Source organism: Flavobacterium potami, from assembly GCF_020026915.1.
Lineage (GTDB): Bacteria > Bacteroidota > Bacteroidia > Flavobacteriales > Flavobacteriaceae > Flavobacterium > Flavobacterium potami.
Genome location: NZ_JAINUY010000007.1, coordinates 350063 through 371040 on the forward strand (window position 1 = coordinate 350063; position 20978 = coordinate 371040).

General features: G+C 34.7%; 16 protein-coding genes and 1 tRNA gene. 14 read left to right on the plus strand and 3 right to left on the minus strand.

All coding sequences use genetic code 11. The features are described from left to right. The first annotated feature begins 27 nt into the window (after window positions 1-27). The 12 genes from tuf (at window position 28) to K6T82_RS20415 (ending at window position 14386) form a co-directional block, all read left to right on the plus strand. Window positions 28-1215: an elongation factor Tu gene (tuf, locus tag K6T82_RS20360; protein WP_223710051.1), complete on the plus strand. Its 1188-nt coding sequence runs from the start codon at window positions 28-30 to the stop codon at window positions 1213-1215. Window positions 1216-1271: 56 nt separating this feature from the next. Next, a tRNA-Trp gene (locus K6T82_RS20365) sits at window positions 1272-1342 on the plus strand. Between the two features lie 18 nt (window positions 1343-1360). After that, window positions 1361-1558 carry a preprotein translocase subunit SecE gene (gene secE / locus K6T82_RS20370; protein ID WP_008466927.1) on the plus strand — a complete coding sequence of 66 codons (198 nt, stop codon included), beginning with the start codon at window positions 1361-1363 and terminating at the stop codon, window positions 1556-1558. 11 nt (window positions 1559-1569) lie between these two features. Continuing rightward, entirely contained in the window at window positions 1570-2121 is a 552-nt protein-coding gene (gene nusG / locus K6T82_RS20375; RefSeq protein ID WP_008466925.1) for a transcription termination/antitermination protein NusG, read from the plus strand. A gap of 67 nt (window positions 2122-2188) precedes the next feature. After that, entirely contained in the window at window positions 2189-2626 is a 438-nt protein-coding gene (rplK, locus tag K6T82_RS20380; RefSeq protein WP_007807442.1) for a 50S ribosomal protein L11, read from the plus strand. 13 nt (window positions 2627-2639) lie between these two features. Further along, window positions 2640-3329: a 50S ribosomal protein L1 gene (rplA, locus tag K6T82_RS20385; protein WP_035619180.1), complete on the plus strand. Its 690-nt coding sequence runs from the start codon at window positions 2640-2642 to the stop codon at window positions 3327-3329. A 22-nt stretch (window positions 3330-3351) separates the two neighbouring features. Continuing rightward, the gene (gene rplJ / locus K6T82_RS20390; RefSeq protein ID WP_223710053.1) at window positions 3352-3852 is read left to right on the plus strand and encodes a 50S ribosomal protein L10; all 501 of its coding nucleotides are present in this window, start codon (window positions 3352-3354) and stop codon (window positions 3850-3852) included. A 91-nt stretch (window positions 3853-3943) separates the two neighbouring features. Beyond that, window positions 3944-4315: a 50S ribosomal protein L7/L12 gene (gene rplL, locus K6T82_RS20395; protein WP_223710056.1), complete on the plus strand. Its 372-nt coding sequence runs from the start codon at window positions 3944-3946 to the stop codon at window positions 4313-4315. A gap of 266 nt (window positions 4316-4581) precedes the next feature. Beyond that, window positions 4582-8394 carry a DNA-directed RNA polymerase subunit beta gene (gene rpoB, locus K6T82_RS20400; protein WP_223710058.1) on the plus strand — a complete coding sequence of 1271 codons (3813 nt, stop codon included), beginning with the start codon at window positions 4582-4584 and terminating at the stop codon, window positions 8392-8394. 281 nt (window positions 8395-8675) lie between these two features. After that, the gene (gene rpoC / locus K6T82_RS20405) at window positions 8676-12983 is read left to right on the plus strand and encodes a DNA-directed RNA polymerase subunit beta' (protein WP_223710060.1); all 4308 of its coding nucleotides are present in this window, start codon (window positions 8676-8678) and stop codon (window positions 12981-12983) included. A 10-nt stretch (window positions 12984-12993) separates the two neighbouring features. Beyond that, window positions 12994-13305 carry a DUF3467 domain-containing protein gene (locus tag K6T82_RS20410; protein WP_109192123.1) on the plus strand — a complete coding sequence of 104 codons (312 nt, stop codon included), beginning with the start codon at window positions 12994-12996 and terminating at the stop codon, window positions 13303-13305. Between the two features lie 325 nt (window positions 13306-13630). Further along, on the plus strand, window positions 13631-14386 hold the full coding sequence (locus K6T82_RS20415) for a hypothetical protein (RefSeq protein ID WP_223710063.1): 756 nt from the start codon (window positions 13631-13633) through the stop codon (window positions 14384-14386). 60 nt (window positions 14387-14446) lie between these two features. Here the strand turns inward: K6T82_RS20415 and K6T82_RS20420 are convergent, their stop codons facing one another. Both K6T82_RS20420 and K6T82_RS20425 read right to left on the minus strand, forming a co-directional pair. Then, on the minus strand, window positions 14447-16039 hold the full coding sequence (locus K6T82_RS20420) for a peptide chain release factor 3 (RefSeq protein WP_223710065.1): 1593 nt from the start codon (window positions 16037-16039) through the stop codon (window positions 14447-14449). A 236-nt stretch (window positions 16040-16275) separates the two neighbouring features. Further along, on the minus strand, window positions 16276-17718 hold the full coding sequence (locus K6T82_RS20425; protein WP_223710067.1) for an alpha-amylase: 1443 nt from the start codon (window positions 17716-17718) through the stop codon (window positions 16276-16278). Between the two features lie 485 nt (window positions 17719-18203). Here K6T82_RS20425 and K6T82_RS20430 point away from each other — a divergent pair, with 485 nt between their 5' ends. Both K6T82_RS20430 and K6T82_RS20435 read left to right on the plus strand, forming a co-directional pair. Continuing rightward, on the plus strand, window positions 18204-19637 hold the full coding sequence (locus K6T82_RS20430; protein ID WP_223710069.1) for a peptidylprolyl isomerase: 1434 nt from the start codon (window positions 18204-18206) through the stop codon (window positions 19635-19637). Between the two features lie 78 nt (window positions 19638-19715). Further along, window positions 19716-20669: an AAA family ATPase gene (locus K6T82_RS20435; protein ID WP_223710071.1), complete on the plus strand. Its 954-nt coding sequence runs from the start codon at window positions 19716-19718 to the stop codon at window positions 20667-20669. 53 nt (window positions 20670-20722) lie between these two features. Here the strand turns inward: K6T82_RS20435 and K6T82_RS20440 are convergent, their stop codons facing one another. Then, a complete protein-coding gene (locus K6T82_RS20440) occupies window positions 20723-20908 on the minus strand; it encodes a hypothetical protein (RefSeq protein ID WP_223710074.1) in 186 nt (61 codons plus the stop codon). Window positions 20909-20978: the final 70 nt, after the last annotated feature.

The window sequence follows — 20978 nt, forward strand, 5'->3', positions numbered from 1 at the left end:
TATAACTAAGATTAAAAATTAAGTAAAATGGCAAAGGAGAATTTTAATCGTTCCAAACCGCACTTAAACATAGGTACAATTGGACACGTAGATCACGGAAAAACTACATTAACTGCTGCAATTACAAAAGTATTGTCAGATGCTGGTTACTGTCAAGCAAAATCGTTTGATCAAATCGATAACGCTCCAGAGGAGAAAGAAAGAGGTATTACTATTAATACATCACACGTAGAGTACGAAACTGCTAACCGTCACTACGCTCACGTTGACTGTCCAGGTCACGCGGATTACGTTAAGAACATGGTTACTGGTGCTGCTCAAATGGACGGTGCTATCTTAGTAGTTGCTGCTACAGATGGTCCAATGCCACAAACTCGTGAGCACATCCTTTTAGGACGTCAGGTTGGTATTCCAAGAATCGTTGTTTTTATGAACAAAGTGGATATGGTTGATGATGCTGAGTTATTAGAGCTTGTTGAAATGGAAATTAGAGATTTATTATCTTTCTACGAATATGATGGAGATAATGGTCCTGTAGTTCAAGGTTCTGCTTTAGGAGGATTAAACAATGATCCAAACTGGGTACCTAAAATTATCGAATTAATGGATGCAGTTGATGCTTGGATCGAAGAGCCAGTACGTGACGTTGCTAAACCATTCTTGATGCCAGTTGAGGACGTATTTACAATTACAGGTCGTGGAACTGTTGCTACAGGTCGTATCGAAACTGGAGTTGCTAATACTGGAGATCCTGTTGAAATCATTGGTATGGGAGCTGAAAAATTAACTTCTACTATTACAGGAGTTGAGATGTTTCGTAAAATCCTTGATAGAGGTGAAGCTGGAGATAACGTAGGTTTATTGTTAAGAGGTATTGATAAAGCTGATATCAAAAGAGGTATGGTTATCATTAAGCCAGGTTCAGTAAAACCACACGCTAAATTCAAAGCAGAGGTTTATATCTTGAAAAAAGAAGAAGGTGGACGTCACACTCCATTCCACAATAACTACCGTCCACAGTTCTACGTACGTACAACTGACGTAACAGGAGTTATTTCTTTACCAGCAGGTGTAGAGATGGTAATGCCAGGTGATAACTTAACTATCGAGGTTGCTTTATTAAGCCCAATCGCTATGAACGTAGGTTTACGTTTCGCTATCCGTGAGGGTGGTAGAACAGTTGGTGCTGGTCAGGTTACTGAAATTGTAGAGTAATTCTATTAAAATAAATAAAAAGCCAGTGATTATTTTTTTAATCACTGGCTTTAATTACGGGCGTAGTTCAAGGGTAGAATAGCGGTCTCCAAAACCGTTGATGGGGGTTCGAATCCCTCCGCCCGTGCAATAAAAAATATATCAAATGACAAAAGTTACTAATTATTTATCAGAGGCTTTCGAAGAGTTAAAGTCAAATGTTACTTGGCCAGCTTGGGCTGAAGTACAAAAATTAACAATTGTTGTGGCTGTATTTTCGATCTTATTCGCTTTGGCAACTTGGGGAGTAGACGAATTTTTTGCAAAAGCTTTGGCTGGATTTTTTAACTGGTTAAAAGGATAATTTTTTTTGTGATGGCAGATAATAATGTGAAAAAATGGTACGTAGTTAGAGCGGTTAGTGGTCAAGAGAATAAAGTGAAAGCTTATATCGAGACTGAGATTGCAAGATTAGGTATGGAGGATTATGTTTCTCAGGTTTTAGTTCCTACAGAAAAAGTAGTTACTGTAAAAGATGGGAAAAAATCATCTAAGGATAAAGTGTATTTTCCTGGATATGTTATGATCGAAGCTAACTTAGTTGGTGAGATTCCTCATATTATTAAGTCGATTACTAGTGTTATTGGATTTTTGGGAGAAACTAAAGGCGGAGAACCTGTTCCTTTAAGACTTTCTGAAGTAAACCGTATGTTAGGTAAGGTAGATGAATTAGCTGTAAATACAGATACTCGTTCTATTCCTTTTAGTGTTGGTGAAACGGTTAAGGTTATTGATGGACCTTTTAACGGATTTAATGGATCTGTTGAGAAAATCAATGAAGAGAAGCGTAAACTTGAGGTAATGGTTAAGATTTTCGGAAGAAAGACTCCATTAGAATTGAGTTTTATGCAAGTAGAAAAAGTATAATTTTTTGTTACACTATAATAAACCATTGTAATCGCTTCCATTGATTACAGTGTTAAATTTTTTAAAAATGGCTAAAGAAATTAGTAAGGTAGTTAAACTACAAGTTAAGGGAGGTGCTGCGAACCCGTCGCCACCGGTTGGACCTGCTTTAGGAGCTGCTGGGGTTAACATCATGGAGTTTTGTAAGCAATTTAATGCTAGAACTCAAGATAAACCTGGCAAAATTTGTCCAGTGCAAATCACTGTGTACAAAGACAAATCATTTGATTTTGTTGTTAAGACTCCTCCAGCGGCTGTCCAGTTATTGGAAGCTGCAAAGCTAAAGTCTGGATCAGGTGAACCAAATCGTAAAAAAGTAGCTAGCGTTACTTGGGATGTTATCAAAGCAATTGCTGAAGATAAAATGGTAGATTTAAATGCATTCACAATCGAATCTGCAATGAGTATGATTGCTGGAACTGCTAGATCTATGGGTATAACTGTATCAGGAGATGCTCCTTTTTAATTAAGAAAAAGAAATGGCAAAATTAACAAAAAAGCAAAAAGAGGCTGCTTCAAAAATTGAAAAGAACAAATTATACTCTCTAAAAGATGCTGCTGCATTATTGAAAGTTGTTGCTTCTGCAAAATTTGATGAGTCTGTTGATATCGCAGTTCGTTTGGGTGTAGATCCAAGAAAAGCGAATCAAATGGTTAGAGGTGTGGTTACATTACCTCACGGAACTGGTAAGGATGTAAAAGTATTAGCATTAGTTACTCCAGATAAAGAAGCTGAAGCTAAAGAAGCTGGTGCTGACTATGTAGGTCTTGATGATTACTTACAAAAAATTAAAGATGGTTGGACAGATGTTGATGTAATCATCACTATGCCAGCTGTTATGGGTAAATTAGGTCCATTAGGTCGTATTTTAGGACCTAGAGGTTTAATGCCAAACCCTAAAACAGGTACTGTAACTATGGATGTTGCAAAAGCTGTTCAAGAGGTTAAAGCTGGTAAAATTGACTTTAAAGTTGACAAAACTGGTATCGTTCACGCTGGAATTGGTAAAGTTTCTTTCGGAGCTGAGCAAATTGTGGACAACGCACACGAAATTATTCAAACATTAATAAAACTTAAACCAACTGCTGCTAAAGGTACATACATTAAAGGTATTCACCTTACAAGCACAATGAGTCCTGCTATTGCATTAGACCCAAAAGCAGTATAATTGGTAGTTAAAAATTTTTAGTATGACTAGAGAAGAAAAATCAATCGCGATTGAAAATTTAACTGCGCAGTTAGCTGGTACAAATATCATTTATGTATCTGATATTTCTGGTTTAAACGCAGAAACAACTTCAAGTTTACGTAGAGCTTGTTTTAAAGCTGGTATCAAATTAGAAGTTGTAAAGAACACTTTGCTTGCAAAAGCAATGGAAGCTTCTGCTAATGATTATGGTGATTTACCAACAGTTTTAACTGGTAATAGTGCTATCTTCATTTCTGATGTTGCTAACGCACCTGGAAAAATTATCAAAGATTTCCGTAAGAAATCTGATAAACCAGTTTTAAAAGGAGCTTACATCAATTCTGAAGTGTATATTGGAGACAATCAATTAGATGCATTAGCAACTATTAAATCTAAAGAAGAACTTCTTGGAGAACTTATTGGATTGTTACAATCACCAGCTCAAAGAATTATTTCTGCTCTTCAGAACAAATTTTCTGGAGAAGAATCAGAAGAAGCTTAAAAACAACTTTAGACTTGCGGGTCTATAGTGCTTAAAAATTGCACACACAAATAAATTATAATTTTACAAATCATTTTAAACGATAGAAAAAATGGCAGATTTGAAACAATTCGCAGAACAATTAGTTAACTTAACAGTTAAAGAAGTTAACGAATTAGCAACAATATTAAAAGACGAGTATGGTATCGAGCCTGCTGCTGCAGCTGTAGTAGTTGCTGCTGGTGGTGGAGATGGTGCTGCTGAAGAAGCACAAACTGAATTTACAGTTGTATTAAAAGAAGCTGGAGCTTCTAAATTAGCTGTAGTAAAATTAGTTAAAGAACTTACAGGTTTAGGTCTTAAAGAAGCTAAAGATGTAGTTGACGGTGCTCCAAGCAACGTTAAAGAAGGTGTTTCTAAAGAAGAGGCTGAAGGTCTTAAAAAATCATTAGAAGAAGCTGGAGCTGTAGTTGAATTAAAATAATTCAACTCGGTTTTAAGAACTAGGTTTAGGCCCAGAGTTAACACTCAAAGGCCTAAACCATTTTTCGTATAATAAAATACATTAAATTTTATTATCAAATAGTTTAATATACGAAAGAGTTTTTGATCAATACGAAGAAAGAAAATTGAACTTTATTTTATCGGTTTATTTTTAAAGATGTATTGATTTTAAAAAGAAAGTATAAACTACGCAGTGTGTTTTTACACAAAAAAATTACTTTTTTTTAATCAAAATTTTGTCCATTGATGATAACAAATCAGACTGAAAGATTGAATTTTGCCTCGACAAAAAACATTCCTGATTATCCAGATTTCTTGGATGTTCAGGTTAAATCTTTTAAAGATTTCTTCCAATTAGAAACGAAATCTGACGAAAGAGGCAACGAAGGGTTGTACAATACCTTCATGGAAAACTTCCCGATTACAGATACGAGAAATAACTTCGTATTGGAATTCCTTGATTATTTTGTTGATCCACCACGTTATACAATTCAAGAATGTATAGAGAGAGGTCTTACTTATAGTGTGCCTTTAAAAGCTAGGTTAAAACTATACTGTACAGATCCAGAACACGAAGATTTTGAAACAATTGTACAAGATGTTTATCTTGGAACAATTCCTTACATGACTCCAAGTGGTACTTTTGTAATCAATGGTGCCGAGCGTGTTGTAGTATCTCAATTACACCGTTCTCCAGGGGTTTTCTTTGGACAATCATTCCACGCAAATGGAACTAAACTTTATTCTGCCAGAGTAATTCCTTTCAAAGGTTCTTGGATAGAATTTTCTACAGATATTAACAGCGTAATGTACGCATATATCGATAGAAAGAAAAAATTACCTGTAACAACTTTATTCCGTGCTATCGGATTCGAAAGAGATAAAGATATCTTGGAGATTTTCGACTTAGCTGAAGAAATTAAAGTTTCTAAAACAGGAATTAAAAAATATATTGGAAGAAGACTTGCTGCGCGTGTTTTGAATACATGGCATGAGGATTTCGTAGATGAAGATACTGGAGAGGTAGTTTCTATCGAGCGTAACGAAATCATCCTTGATCGTGACACTATTATCGACAAAGATAATGTTGAAGAGATCATCGATTCTAACGTAAAATCTATTTTGTTACACAAAGAGGATAATAACCAAGCAGATTATGCTATTATCCACAACACGTTACAAAAAGATCCAACAAACTCTGAAAAAGAAGCTGTAGAGCACATTTACCGTCAGTTGCGTAACGCTGAACCGCCTGATGAGGAAACTGCTCGTGGTATTATAGATAAATTGTTCTTCTCTGACCAACGTTACAACTTAGGTGAAGTAGGTCGTTACAGAATGAACAAAAAATTAGATTTGGATATTCCTATGGATAAGCAAGTGCTTACTAAAGAGGATATCATTACAATCGTAAAATATTTGATCGAATTAATTAACTCTAAAGCAGAGATTGATGATATCGATCACTTATCAAACCGTCGTGTTAGAACAGTTGGAGAACAATTGTCTCAACAATTCGGTGTTGGTTTAGCACGTATGGCTAGAACTATTCGTGAGAGAATGAACGTTAGAGATAACGAGGTGTTTACACCAATTGATTTGATCAATGCTAAAACATTATCATCAGTTATCAACTCTTTCTTTGGTACTAACCAGTTATCTCAATTTATGGATCAAACGAATCCATTAGCTGAGATTACACACAAAAGAAGACTTTCTGCACTTGGGCCAGGTGGACTTTCGAGAGAGAGAGCTGGTTTCGAGGTTCGTGACGTTCACTATACTCACTATGGTCGTTTATGTCCGATTGAAACTCCTGAGGGACCAAACATTGGTTTGATTTCATCTCTTGGTGTTTATGCAAAAGTAAATGGAATGGGATTCATCGAAACTCCATACCGTAAAGTAACTAATGGTGTAGTTGATTTAGAAAGTACGCCAATTTATTTAAGTGCTGAAGAAGAAGAAGGAAAAATGATTGCTCAGGCAAACATTGAAATGGATGCTTCAGGTAAAATTACTGCTGGTAACGTTATTGCTCGTGAAGAGGGTGATTTCCCAGTTGTTGAACCAAGTTCAGTACATTATACAGACGTTGCTCCTAACCAAATCGCTTCGATTTCTGCATCTTTGATTCCTTTCTTGGAGCATGATGATGCGAACCGTGCGTTGATGGGATCGAACATGATGCGTCAGGCAGTTCCTTTGATCCGTCCTGAAGCTCCGATTGTTGGTACAGGTTTAGAGCGTCAGGTAGCTTCAGATTCTAGAGTATTAATCAATGCTGAAGGGCATGGAACTGTAGAATACGTTGATGCTAACATCATTACTATTAAATACGATCGTACAGAAGACGAGAGAATGGTAAGTTTTGATGCTGATGAGAAAACGTATAACTTAATTAAATTTAGAAAAACCAATCAAGGTACAAGTATCAACTTGAAACCAATCGTAAGAAGAGGTGATAGAGTTGTTCCTGGTCAAGTATTGTCTGAAGGATATGCTACTCAAAATGGAGAATTAGCTTTAGGTAGAAACTTAAAAGTTGCTTTCATGCCATGGAAAGGGTACAACTTCGAGGATGCGATTGTAATTTCTGAGAAAGTAGTTCGTGATGATATCTTTACATCTATCCACGTTGATGATTATTCATTAGAGGTTAGAGATACGAAGTTAGGAAATGAAGAGTTAACAAACGATATTCCTAACGTTTCTGAAGAAGCTACTAAAGATTTAGATGAAAACGGTATGATCAGAATTGGAGCAGAGGTTAAGCCTGGCGACATTTTGATCGGAAAAATTACACCAAAAGGAGAATCAGATCCAACTCCAGAGGAGAAATTGCTTCGTGCAATCTTCGGGGATAAAGCTGGTGATGTAAAAGATGCTTCATTAAAAGCTTCTCCATCTTTACATGGTGTAGTTCTTGACAAAAAATTATTTGCAAGAGCCGTAAAAGATAAACGTAAACGTACTCAAGATAAAGATGCTTTAGGCGCTTTAGAAATGGAATTCGAAACTAAATTTGTTGAATTAAAAGACAGATTAGTTGAAAAATTATTCTTGATCGTTAACGGAAAAACATCTCAAGGTGTAATGAATGATTTGGGTGAAGAAGTTTTACCAAAAGGTAAAAAATATACTCAAAAAATGCTTTACGCAGTAGAAGATTTCGCTCACTTAAGCAAAGGTCAATGGGTTGCTGATGATGCTACTAATAAAATGGTTAATGATTTGATTCATAACTATAAAATTAAGCTAAACGACTTACAAGGATCTTTAAGAAGAGAGAAATTCACTATCACAGTTGGAGATGAATTGCCATCTGGAATCTTGAAATTAGCTAAGATTTATATTGCTAAGAAACGTAAGTTGAAAGTAGGGGATAAAATGGCGGGACGTCACGGTAACAAAGGTATTGTTGCTAGAATCGTTCGTCATGAAGATATGCCTTTCCTTGAAGACGGAACGCCAGTTGATATCGTGTTGAACCCACTTGGGGTACCTTCACGTATGAACATCGGTCAGATTTATGAGACTGTATTAGGTTGGGCTGGTATGAACTTGGGTAGAAAATTTGCTACTCCAATTTTCGACGGTGCTTCTCTAGACGAGATCAACGCTTTGACTGATGAGGCTAACGTACCACGTTTTGGACATACTTACCTATTTGATGGTGGAACTGGAGAGCGTTTTGCACAAAAAGCAACTGTGGGTGTAATTTACATGCTTAAATTAGGACACATGGTTGATGATAAGATGCACGCACGTTCTATCGGACCATACTCATTGATTACGCAACAGCCACTTGGAGGTAAAGCTCAATTCGGAGGTCAGCGTTTCGGAGAGATGGAGGTTTGGGCACTTGAGGCTTATGGAGCTTCTAGTACACTACGTGAAATCTTAACTGTTAAGTCTGATGACGTTATTGGTAGAGCGAAAACTTACGAAGCTATCGTTAAGGGTGAAACAATGCCAGAACCAGGTTTACCAGAATCATTCAATGTATTAATGCACGAATTGAAAGGTCTAGGATTAGATCTTCGTTTGGAAGAATAATAAAAGTTTTCAGTTACAGTCTCAGTATTCAGTTTAGCACTGAAAACTGGGACTGAGACTGTTTACAAAATGTTACAAGTTTTTAAAGATTTATACCCGTAACCCGTTCCGATTTTTTATAACAATGCGAGGCATTTTATAACTAGCGCTTCAAACAAGAGTTTGAAGTTTAGAGAAGTAACCCGAGGTAGTAGCTGAATGATTAACTCTTTATTTTTTTAAGAGTAGATTATAAATCTAAATTCAATTTTTTAATTGCAAATAAATCAATAGTAAAAACTATGATGAATAACAGAAACAATAAAGATAAAAATCCAGTAAAAAGATTTAACAAAATCTCTATTGGATTGGCTTCACCAGAATCTATCTTGAAAGAATCAAGAGGAGAGGTTTTAAAGCCAGAAACAATTAACTATAGAACTCACAAACCAGAGCGTGACGGGCTTTTCTGCGAAAGAATCTTCGGACCAGTAAAAGATTTCGAATGTGCTTGTGGTAAGTATAAAAGAATTCGTTACAAAGGTATCATCTGTGACCGTTGTGGTGTTGAAGTTACTGAGAAAAAAGTACGTCGTGATAGAGTAGGACACATCAACCTTGTTGTGCCAATTGCTCATATCTGGTACTTCCGTTCTCTTCCAAACAAAATTGGTTATATCCTTGGTCTTCCATCTAAGAAATTAGATATGATCATTTACTACGAAAGATACGTAGTAATCCAAGCTGGTATCGCTAAAAATGCAGATGGAGAATCATTACAAAGATTAGATTTCTTAACTGAAGAAGAATACTTAAACATTTTAGATACTCTTCCACAAGAAAACCAATATTTAGATGATTTAGATCCTAATAAATTTGTTGCCAAAATGGGAGCAGAGTGTATTATGGATTTATTAGCTCGTATTGATCTAGATGCTTTATCTTATGAATTAAGACACAGCGCTAACAACGAGACATCTAAACAAAGAAAAACTGAGGCTTTAAAAAGATTACAAGTTGTTGAGTCTTTCCGTGAGTCTAACGAAAACCGCGAAAACCGTCCAGAATGGATGATTATGAAAGTGGTTCCAGTTATTCCACCAGAATTACGTCCGCTTGTGCCACTTGATGGAGGTCGTTTTGCAACTTCAGATTTGAACGATTTATATCGTCGTGTAATCATCCGTAACAACCGTTTGAAAAGATTAATGGAGATTAAAGCTCCAGAAGTTATCTTAAGAAACGAGAAACGTATGTTACAAGAATCTGTAGATTCATTATTCGATAACACACGTAAAGCTTCTGCTGTTAAAACAGAATCAAACAGACCATTAAAATCATTATCTGACTCTTTAAAAGGTAAACAAGGACGTTTCCGTCAAAACCTTTTAGGAAAACGTGTGGATTATTCTGCTCGTTCGGTAATTGTCGTTGGTCCAGAGTTAAAATTATATGAGTGCGGATTGCCAAAAGATATGGCATCTGAGTTATACAAACCATTCGTTATTCGTAAGTTGATCGAAAGAGGTATTGTAAAAACAGTAAAATCTGCTAAGAAAATCATTGACAAAAAAGAGCCTGTAGTTTGGGATATCCTTGAAAACGTAATTAAAGGTCACCCAGTATTACTTAACCGTGCTCCTACTTTGCACAGACTTGGTATTCAGGCATTCCAACCAAAATTAATTGAAGGAAAAGCGATCCAGTTACACCCATTAGTATGTACGGCTTTCAACGCCGATTTCGATGGTGACCAGATGGCGGTTCACTTACCATTAGGACCAGAGGCTATTTTAGAGGCACAATTATTAATGTTGGCTTCTCACAATATCTTGAACCCTGCAAATGGTGCTCCAATTACTGTACCTTCTCAGGACATGGTCTTGGGTCTATACTATATGACCAAAGAGCGTATTTCTACAGAAGATCACAAAATTATTGGTCAGGATTTGACTTTCTACTCTGCTGAAGAAGTAAACATTGCATTAAACGAAGGAAGATTAGAATTGAATGCTCGTGTGAAAATCCGTGCAAAAGATTTTAATGACGCTGGAGAATTAGTTTACCAAATTATTCAAACAACTGCAGGACGTGTATTATTTAACGAAGTAGTACCTGAAGCAGCTGGATATATCAACGACGTATTGACTAAGAAAAACCTTAGAGATATTATCGGACACATTTTAAGTGTGACTGATGTACCTACAACGGCAGCTTTCTTGGATAATATGAAAGATATGGGTTATAAATTCGCATTTAGAGGAGGTTTATCATTCTCTTTAGGTGATATTAGAATTCCAGAACAAAAAACGAAGTTAATTGCAGATGCTAGAGAGCAAGTTGAAGGTATCTCAACTAACTATAACATGGGTCTTATCACAAATAACGAGCGTTACAACCAAGTTATTGACGTATGGACTTCAGCAAATGCTCAGTTAACAGAGTTAGCAATGAAAAATATTAGAGAAGACCAACAAGGTTTCAACTCTGTATATATGATGCTTGACTCTGGGGCGAGGGGTTCTAAGGAACAGATTCGTCAGTTAACTGGTATGCGTGGTTTGATGGCTAAGCCTAAAAAATCTACTGCTGGTGGTGGTGAGATTATTGAAAACCCGATTCTTTCAAACTTTAAGGAAGGTCTTTCGATCCTTGAGTACTTCATTTCTACTCACGGTGCTCGTAAAGGTCTTGCGGATACGGCTCTTAAAACAGCCGATGCTGGTTACTTGACAAGAAGGCTTCATGACGTTTCTCAAGATGTTATTGTTAACATCGAAGATTGTGGAACTTTAAGAGGTGTTGAAGTTGCAGCATTGAAGAAAAATGAAGAAATCGTTGAATCTTTAGGAGAGAGAATTTTAGGACGTGTTGCATTACAAGACGTTATTAATCCTCTTACTAACGAAGTAATGGTTAAATCTGGAGAACAAATTACTGAATCAATTATGAGAACTATCGAGGCTTCTCCAATTGAAAAAGTAGAAGTTAGATCTCCATTAACTTGCGAAGCTTTAAAAGGTATTTGTGCTAAATGTTACGGTAGAAACTTAGCTACTGGTAAGATGACACAAAGAGGAGAAGCTGTCGGAGTTATTGCAGCTCAGTCTATTGGAGAGCCAGGTACACAGTTGACACTTCGTACGTTCCACGTTGGAGGGGTTGCTGGAGGTATCTCTGAAGAGTCTAGTATTGTTACAAGATTCGCTGGTAGACTTGAAATTGAAGATTTAAAAACAGTTAAAGGTGAAGACGGAGAAGGTAACTCTGTTGATATCGTAGTTTCTCGTTCAACTGAGTTGAAATTAGTTGATGAGAAAACTGGAATTGTTTTAAATACACATAACATTCCTTACGGATCTAGTATTTTTGTTAATGATGGAGATACTGTTGCTAAAGGAACTGTAATCTGTAAATGGGATCCATATAACGGTGTAATTGTTTCTGAGTTTACTGGTAAGATTGCTTACGAAGATTTAGAGCAAGGACAATCGTTCATGGTTGAGATCGATGAGCAGACTGGTTTCCAAGAAAAAGTAATTTCTGAGGCTAGAAACAAAAAATTAATCCCAACTTTATTGGTTTACGGTAAAGAAGGTGAATTGATTCGTTCTTACAACTTACCAGTAGGTGCACACTTAATGGTTGAAAATGGTGAGAAAATTAAAGCAGGTAAAGTATTAGTTAAGATCCCACGTCGTTCTTCTAAAGCGGGCGATATCACGGGAGGTCTTCCTAGAATTACTGAGTTGCTTGAGGCTCGTAACCCTTCTAACCCAGCAGTTGTATCTGAAATTGATGGTGTTGTATCTTTTGGAAAAATTAAGAGAGGTAACCGTGAGATCGTTATCGAGTCTAAATTTGGTGAGGTTAAAAAGTATTTAGTTAAACTTTCAAGCCAAATCTTAGTACAAGAAAATGACTTCGTAAGAGCGGGAGTTCCATTGTCTGATGGTGCAATTACACCAGATGATATCTTAAGAATTCAAGGTCCAGCTGCTGTTCAACAGTACTTGGTAAATGAAATCCAAGAGGTTTACCGTTTACAAGGGGTAAAAATTAATGACAAACACTTCGAGGTGGTTATTCGTCAAATGATGCGTAAAGTAAGAGTTCAGGATCCAGGTGATACTTTATTCTTAGAAGACCAATTAATTCACACTAAAGATTTCATCGTTCAAAACGATAAATTATACGGTATGAAAGTGGTTGAAGATGCTGGAGATTCTTCAGTGTTGAAACCAGGTCAGATTATTACGCCTCGTGAATTACGTGATGAAAACTCATTATTGAAGCGTACAGATAAAAATCTTGTTGTAGCAAGAGACGTAATCACTGCAACTGCAACGCCAGTTTTACAAGGTATTACAAGAGCTTCGTTACAAACTAAATCATTCATTTCTGCGGCTTCATTCCAGGAGACAACGAAAGTACTTAACGAAGCTGCAGTAGCTGGTAAAGTAGATGACTTAGAAGGATTAAAAGAAAATGTAATTGTTGGACACAGAATTCCTGCGGGAACTGGTATGAGAGAGTATGATAACACTATCGTAGGATCTAAAGACGATTACAACGAAATGATGGCTAATAAAGAAGAATACATTTATTAATTAGGAAACTATGAGTAATCCGAAACAACAACAAGAGCAAATTAATATTGAGTTAGACGAAACTATTGCAGAAGGAATTTATTCTAATCTTGCAATAATCAATCACTCTTCATCAGAATTTGTTTTAGATTTTGTGAGCATTATGCCGGGGATTCCTAAAGCCAAGGTAAAGTCAAGAATTGTCTTGACACCACAACATGCTAAAAGATTGTTGCGAGCAATAGGTGAAAATATCCACAGATTTGAGGCCGCTCATGGCGAAATCAAAGAAACGGAACAAGCACCAATTCCGCTTAATTTTGGTCCAACAGGACAAGCATAAATTTTAAAAGCCCCTTTTTAAGGGGCTTTTTTTTTGATTAATGTTTTTAAAATGCACTTAATCAGATATAATTAACTTTAATCGAGAAAATTTCTTCTATTTTTTTTATTGATGTAATCTTGCAATTCTATTGAAAGATTAATTTTGAAATATAATGACTTAGTAAGGTTGATTAATTCAAATTATAAAAAAGCGCTAATTACATTAGTGCTTTTTTTTTATGCTATAATTTTTTTTTCTAATTTCATTCCAACCTTTTATTCAAAAATGTACTCTATAGAAGTATAACAATCCGTTAAAAGATTTTAATCTAAATAGATATATTATGCAAAAGAAATTCACTTTAGAAATAGATAATCCATGTTCTGAGAATTTTGATAAAATGATTCCTAATATATCTGGTTCATTTTGTAGTTCCTGCATGAAAAATGTAATCGATTTAAGTAAAAAAACGAATTCTGAGGTAGCTAAATTCGTTTCAGAAAATAAAGGTTTGAATATTTGTGCAAGATTGAGAAGAACACAGCTAGAAGAGGAATTTCGATACAATGAAACATCTAAAATCAATAATTTGAAATATGCTGCAGTTTTGGCTTCGGTTTTATTGACTTCGAATGTTTCAGGACAGGAAAAAGAGTCGATAAATACCGAGATGCAAGTTGATTCATCAAGTTATTTAGTTGGTAAAGTCGCTTCCAATCAAAATAGTTTCGATGATGTTTCAATTATGATGAAAGGTAGGTTTTTAGATGCAAAAACTAATAAGCCCTTTAACGAAAAAACATTTCCTAAATTTACTCTTTCCATAAATGGATCTAAGAAGGTAAAAGTAAATTCTAAAACGGGTGATTTTTCAATTCCTATTACGATTTTAAATAAAAGGGATACGCTTGAAGTTATTATTCAAGGACCTAATCATTATCTTTCTAAAAGAATACCATTTAGTATTGAAGATGTTAAAGATCATTTATTACTGCAAGATATAATTGTTGATGAACAAGAACTATCTCAAGCTGTAATAATGGTTCTTGGGGGATTGGGAATTAATTATTTACCAGAGAAAAATATTCAGAAGACATAATAAAAAAGGCTGTTTAATAAATATTTAAACAGCCTTTTTTTATGTTTTTAATGTAAAGCATTAATCAAATTCCGATGTAAAATATAATTTTACAGATGGATATTTACTTTGCGTCATTTGAATGGTAAAATCAGAATCGGCTAAGAATACCAATTGGCCATATTTATCGTGAGCAAGGAATTTTTGTTTGATACGTTTAAATTCTTTGAACTCTTCATTTTTAGCATCATCAGGTTTTACCCAACAAGCTTTATGTACGGGGAAGTTCTCATAAGTACATTTTGCGCCGTATTCGTGTTCCAAACGGTATTGAATTACCTCATATTGAAGTGCTCCAACCGTTCCGATAACTTTACGGTTGTTCATTTCTAAAGTAAACAACTGAGCAACACCTTCATCCATTAACTGATCAACACCTTTTTCTAATTGCTTAGCTTTCATCGGGTCAGCGTTATTGATGTATCTAAAATGTTCTGGAGAGAAACTTGGAATTCCTTTAAAACTCATGATTTCGCCTTCTGTCAAAGTATCTCCAATTTTAAAGTTTCCTGTATCGTGCAAACCAACAATATCACCAGGATAAGAAATGTCAACGATTTCTTTTTTCTCAGCGAAAAAGGCATTCGGACTTGAGAATTTTAAATTTTTCTTCTGACGAACGTGGTAATAAGGTTTGTTTCTTTCGAAAGTTCCCGAAACGATTTTAATAAATGCTAAACGGTCACGGTGTTTAGGATCCATATTTGCGTGGATTTTGAAAACAAATCCAGACATTTTTTGCTCTGCAGGATCTACTGTACGCGTTTCAGAATCTTTTGGACGTGGTGATGGAGCAATTGTAATGAAACAATCTAACAATTCGCGAACACCAAAATTATTCAAAGCAGAACCAAAGAATACTGGCTGGATTTTTCCATCCAAATAATCTTGGCGTTCAAATTTTGGATAAACTTCATCAATCAATTCTAATTCTTCACGAAGTTTATTTGCTGCTTTTTCACCGACAATTTTATCTAGTTCTGGATTATTTTGAACATCAGAAAAAGCAATTGTTTCTTCGATATTTTTACGGCTGTCTCCACTGAAAAGGTTAATGTTCTCTTCCCATAAATTGTAAATTCCTTGGAAATCATAACCCATACCAATTGGAAAACTTAGAGGAGTAACTTTTAGACCTAATTTTTGTTCTACTTCATCCATTAGATCAAAAGCGTCCTTACCTTCACGGTCTAATTTGTTGATGAAAACAATCATCGGAATGTTACGCATTCTACAAACAGAAACCAATTTTTCAGTTTGTTCCTCAACCCCTTTTGCAACGTCAATTACAACGATTACACTATCAACAGCGGTTAAAGTTCTGAATGTGTCTTCGGCAAAATCCTTGTGTCCAGGTGTATCAAGGATATTAATTTTTTTATCTTTATAATTAAAAGCAAGTACAGAAGTAGAAACCGAGATACCTCTTTGGCGTTCGATTTCCATAAAGTCACTCGTTGCTCCTTTTTTAATTTTGTTATTCTTTACCGCTCCTGCTTCTTGGATGGCACCTCCAAATAAAAGTAATTTCTCTGTTAACGTCGTCTTACCAGCATCGGGGTGCGATATAATTCCAAATGTTCTTCTGCGTTGTATTTCTTTTAAAAAGCTCATATTTTGTATAAATAGGTTGCAAAAGTACTATTAAATTACGGCTTAAGAAAAATATTCAGTTCTTAATTAAAGGACTTAAATTTTAAATTTGAGTCTGGAGTAAATTTTTTTGCCACGAATTACAAATTTGCACGAATTAATTGGTGCTAATTGGTGTAATTCGTGGCAAAAGAATAACAGTATTTTACTAAAAAAAAGCTGCTCATTTTGAGCAGCTTTAAAATAGTCATTTTAAATTACTGATTAATTGACCAAACTGAATATCCTTTTGGAGGACATTGTATTTTTACCCATTTATCTGCCTGAGTTGTCGGATACCAAGTCGAATTTCCTGTAAAATCTTTAATTTGAGTATTGGCCCAATTGGTCTGAATCCATCTTTCCTGCCAAGTATCTGAATTGTTGATGTAAACTACTAATCCTGGATTTCCATTATATCCGTTTCTTCGTGCCACATATTCATCATTATCAGAATATAAAATAGAAGTGGTTCCTGTTGCTTTATTGTTATGAATCCAGATCAGATTGTTCAATTTGTTCTTATCTAACCATTCTTCGTAATCTCTGTAAAAAATGGTTGGATAGCCTTCGTGAGTTAATATATAGGAGTAGGCAAGCATTTTGCTCCAGATTTCATCAGTGTCATGATTGGTTACAAAAGTCACTGCTTTGTATGGATTACGTTTCCACATCATATCATCATTCAAAAGTGCCAGATTGTTTCCGTCAAAAGCATCATTCATTTTATAATAACAAGCAAAATCGAACACAGAACTATTTGCATTATTCGCCCAATCATTTAATACGTTTACATTCGAATCCCATAATTCACCTACAGAAAATCCGCCTACATTTGCATTCCAGTCTCTTACAACCCAAGCGCCAAAACCTTTTACATAGTCAAATCTCCATCCGTCAAACTTCATGGTATTCTTATAATATTTACCAACTCCGTCAGTCCTTTTCCAAAGCCAATCCTGTACATACGGATCAGCATGACATAAATCTGGGAAACCTCCAAAAGAACCTTCATCATTATTTCCATAACTGTTTTTGTAGAAATTAGCATAAGTACGCTTGAATTTTCCCGATGCAATTCCGTTAAAATTAGTCCAAGTATTGGTTCCTGTAAACGGATTTGCTTCTGATTGACCACCGCTATTATGATTGATAACAATGTCGGCATAAACTTTTATGTTTTGAGCATGAGCAGCCGTAATTAAATTGACCAATTCAGTTTTAGATCCAAATCTGGTTTCTGTGGTTCCATTTTGATTATAATCTCCAAAATCAAAATAATCAGTTGGATCATATCCCATCGAAAATGCCCCGTTTTGAGCTTTTGAAGCAGGAGGTAACCAGATAGAGCCAATTCCTGCATTTCCCCAAGCAGTTACTTTACTGCTGACAGTATTCCACCAATTCCCTCCGGCTGGAACATCCCAGTAAAATGCCTGCATCATAACTCCGCCACCGGGATTATCGACATATTTTGAAGTTAAGGAAGAACTCGATGTTCCTGTGCTAAAAGGTTTTCCGTCATGATGTGTGACATCGATAATTTTGAAGTTCTGACTTTCAGCTATTGAATCGACATCATTAATTTCATTTTGAGAACACGAAAACAGCATTCCGCTAAATACAGAAATGAGACACAATTTTAAAATAGGTTTTTTCATAATAGATGTGGTTGAGTTAAATAGTTGTTTTTGTAATTTTCTAATTTAAGTGCTTAAAACAAGAATATTTATATTTTTAAGTAGTTTAAATTATTGATTACGCATCTAAAGTAGATTTTTTTTGATATAATTTCAATTTACAAGAAAATTAATTATCACGAAAACGTTGTAGTGTTAAGAACTTTTTTTTAGATGACTAATAATTAGATTTATAGCTAAATTTCTATTAAGTAAATGGACAATTTTCGGGCAGTATGAAAAGAGACTAAAAGGAAAGTTTAAAAAGCAATATAGACCTATCCTATAATTTTTTGTTAATAGTATTGCGGATAGTTGTATTATGTAATTGAATTGTTATTTTTGTTCGTTATAAGTTAGGAAAGAACTATACTAATTATTTATCTTTCAGGAAGTATTTCAGAAAATATAAATAACTTTGGCGAGTTATCTAAAGCAGACTTTACATTCAAATTAAATTTAAAATAATGTTATTAAAAAAATTACAGCTAAAAACAATTGATTACAAGTTTGTTCTAACAGTTTGTTTTTTTCTTTTTTTTGCTCCAATTGTTGCAGCACAAGAAATAATTCCTGATGTCGTTGCTGAAAAACCTGCTGAAAAACCAGCTGGAGGTAAATTAAAAATCGATGGAATTATCGCAACAGTAGGAGATTATATCGTATTAGATTCTGATATAGATAAAGGATTTTTAGAAATCACGGCACAAGGAGGAAATACTAAAGATATCACAAGATGTCAGATGTTAGGAAAACTTCTGGAAGATAAGTTATATGCTCACCAGGCAATTCAGGATAGTATTATTGTGAGTGATGCTGAAGTTAGAGGTATGATGGAAGACCGTCTAAATTATATGACACAGCAAGTTGGTGGAGATATTAACAAAGTTGTAGAATATTATAAAAAGAGTTCTGTAGAAGAATTTAAAACTTATTTTGCGGATATCTTGAAAGAGCAAAAATTAGCATCTGAAATGAGAGATAAAATCGTTAAAGATGTTGAAATAACACCAGAAGAGGTTCGTAATTTCTTCAAGAAAATTCCAAAAGAGGAATTACCAACATTTGGTGCTGAAATGGAAGTTGCCCAAATTGTGGTAGAACCTAAAGTATCTAAAGAAGACAAGCAAAAGGTAATAGATAGATTGAATGCAATAAAACAAGATGTTCTCGAAGGATCTAGTTTTGCTACTAAAGCTGTTTTATATTCTCAGGATCCTGGATCTTCGCCAAATGGAGGTTACTACAAAATGACAAGAAAAACTCCCTTTGTAAAAGAATTTAAAGATGTTGCTTTTAGTTTACAGGCAGGAGAAATTTCTGCACCTTTTGAGACTACTTTCGGTTTTCATATTATTATGGTAGAGAAAATTAAAGGACAGGAAGTAGAATTGCGTCATATTTTAATTTCTCCAACGGTTTCTGAGGCTGCTTTAAAAGAAGCAAAAGAAAGAATTATCAATATCAGAAATAAAATTGTTGGTAAAGAAATTTCATTTGCAGATGCTGCAAGAACAGAATCTGATGAAAAGGAAACAAGAGCAAACGGAGGAACTTTGGTGAACCCAACAACTCAAGATACTAGATTTGAGTTAACAAAAATGGATCCGACATTATATAGCCAGGTTTCAAATTTAAAAGGAGATGAAATTTCTCAGCCGATTTTAAATACAGACGATAAAGGTAAAAAAACGTATAAGTTAATTACTGTAACAAATAGAATCGAAGACCATACTGCAGACTATGCTAAAGATTATACAAAAATTAAAGAATTAGCATTAAAAGAAAAGCAAATCAATGCAATTGCAAAATGGTTCGATACAAAAATTAAAGATACCTATATCAAAATCATTGGAGAATATAAAGAATGTGATTTTGCAAACAACTGGTTGAAAAAATAAGTTTTAATAAATAAATAAAAAGAGTTAGTTTTATGAATTCATAGAATTAACTCTTTTTAATTTTAAATACATTCATAAATGTCTGACGTAACAGCAATTCATAATTTAGTTCAAAAAAGAAATGAATTAAAAAACGAAATAGCGAAAATAATTGTAGGGCAAGATGCCGTTGTTGATCAAATTTTACTTTGTATATTTTCAGGCGGGCATGCACTTTTAATTGGTGTTCCAGGTTTGGCAAAAACCTTAATGATAAATACCTTATCTCAAGCTTTAGGTTTAGATTTTAAAAGAATTCAATTTACGCCAGATTTAATGCCTTCTGATATTTTAGGAAGTGAAATCTTAGATGAAAATAGAAACTTCAAATTCATCAAAGGACCTATTTTTTCGAATATTATTTTGGCCGACGAGATAAACAGAACACCTCCTAAAACACAGGCTGCACTTCTTGAAGCGATGCAGGAAAGATCGGTAACAATTGCAGGACAACATCATAAATTAGATTTGCCTTATTTTGTTTTGGCGACTCAAAACCCTATTGAACAAGAAGGAACATACCCTTTGCCGGAAGCACAATTGGACCGTTTTATGTTTGCGATTAAATTGGAATATCCAACTTTTGAAGAAGAAGTTCAGGTTGTAAAAAGAACAACTTCTGATGCTAAAACGGTTATTAACCCACTTTTTAATGCACAGGAAATTATCGATTTCCAGCATTTAATTCGTAGAATTCCTGTTGCAGATAATGTAATTGAATATGCGGTAACTTTAGTAAGTAAAACAAGACCGGATAATACGTTGTCAAATGACTTTGTTAAAAATTATTTAGATTGGGGTGCTGGACCAAGAGCTTCTCAGAATTTAATTTTAGCAGCAAAAGCACATGCCGCTTTCAACGGAAAATTTTCGCCAGATATTGAAGATGTCCAGGCTGTAGCGACTGGAATCTTAAGACATAGAATTATTAAAAACTATAAAGCAGATGCTGAGGGAATAACAGAAGAAGTTATTATTAAAAAACTCATGTAATACTGTAAATCCAAATAGTAAAAATCCTGATAATCTATCAGGATTTTTTGTTGTTATGCTTTGCTAGTTTCGTTGATTAAATAAACGGGTTTGTTATGTAATAATTTGATGAAAAGTACCTCAGGAAGCGAGGTGTATTTCTTTTTGTCGCATTCATACCACCAATAAGAATCGTATTGAATGTTGTTTTTCTCCATCTTTACAAACCAAATTTGTTCATTGTTTTTGTTGATTTTCATTGATTTGATAATCTTGTAACCAGAGCCGGTCCAACAAACTAACGGATTATGAGTTGGTGTTTTGATGTAT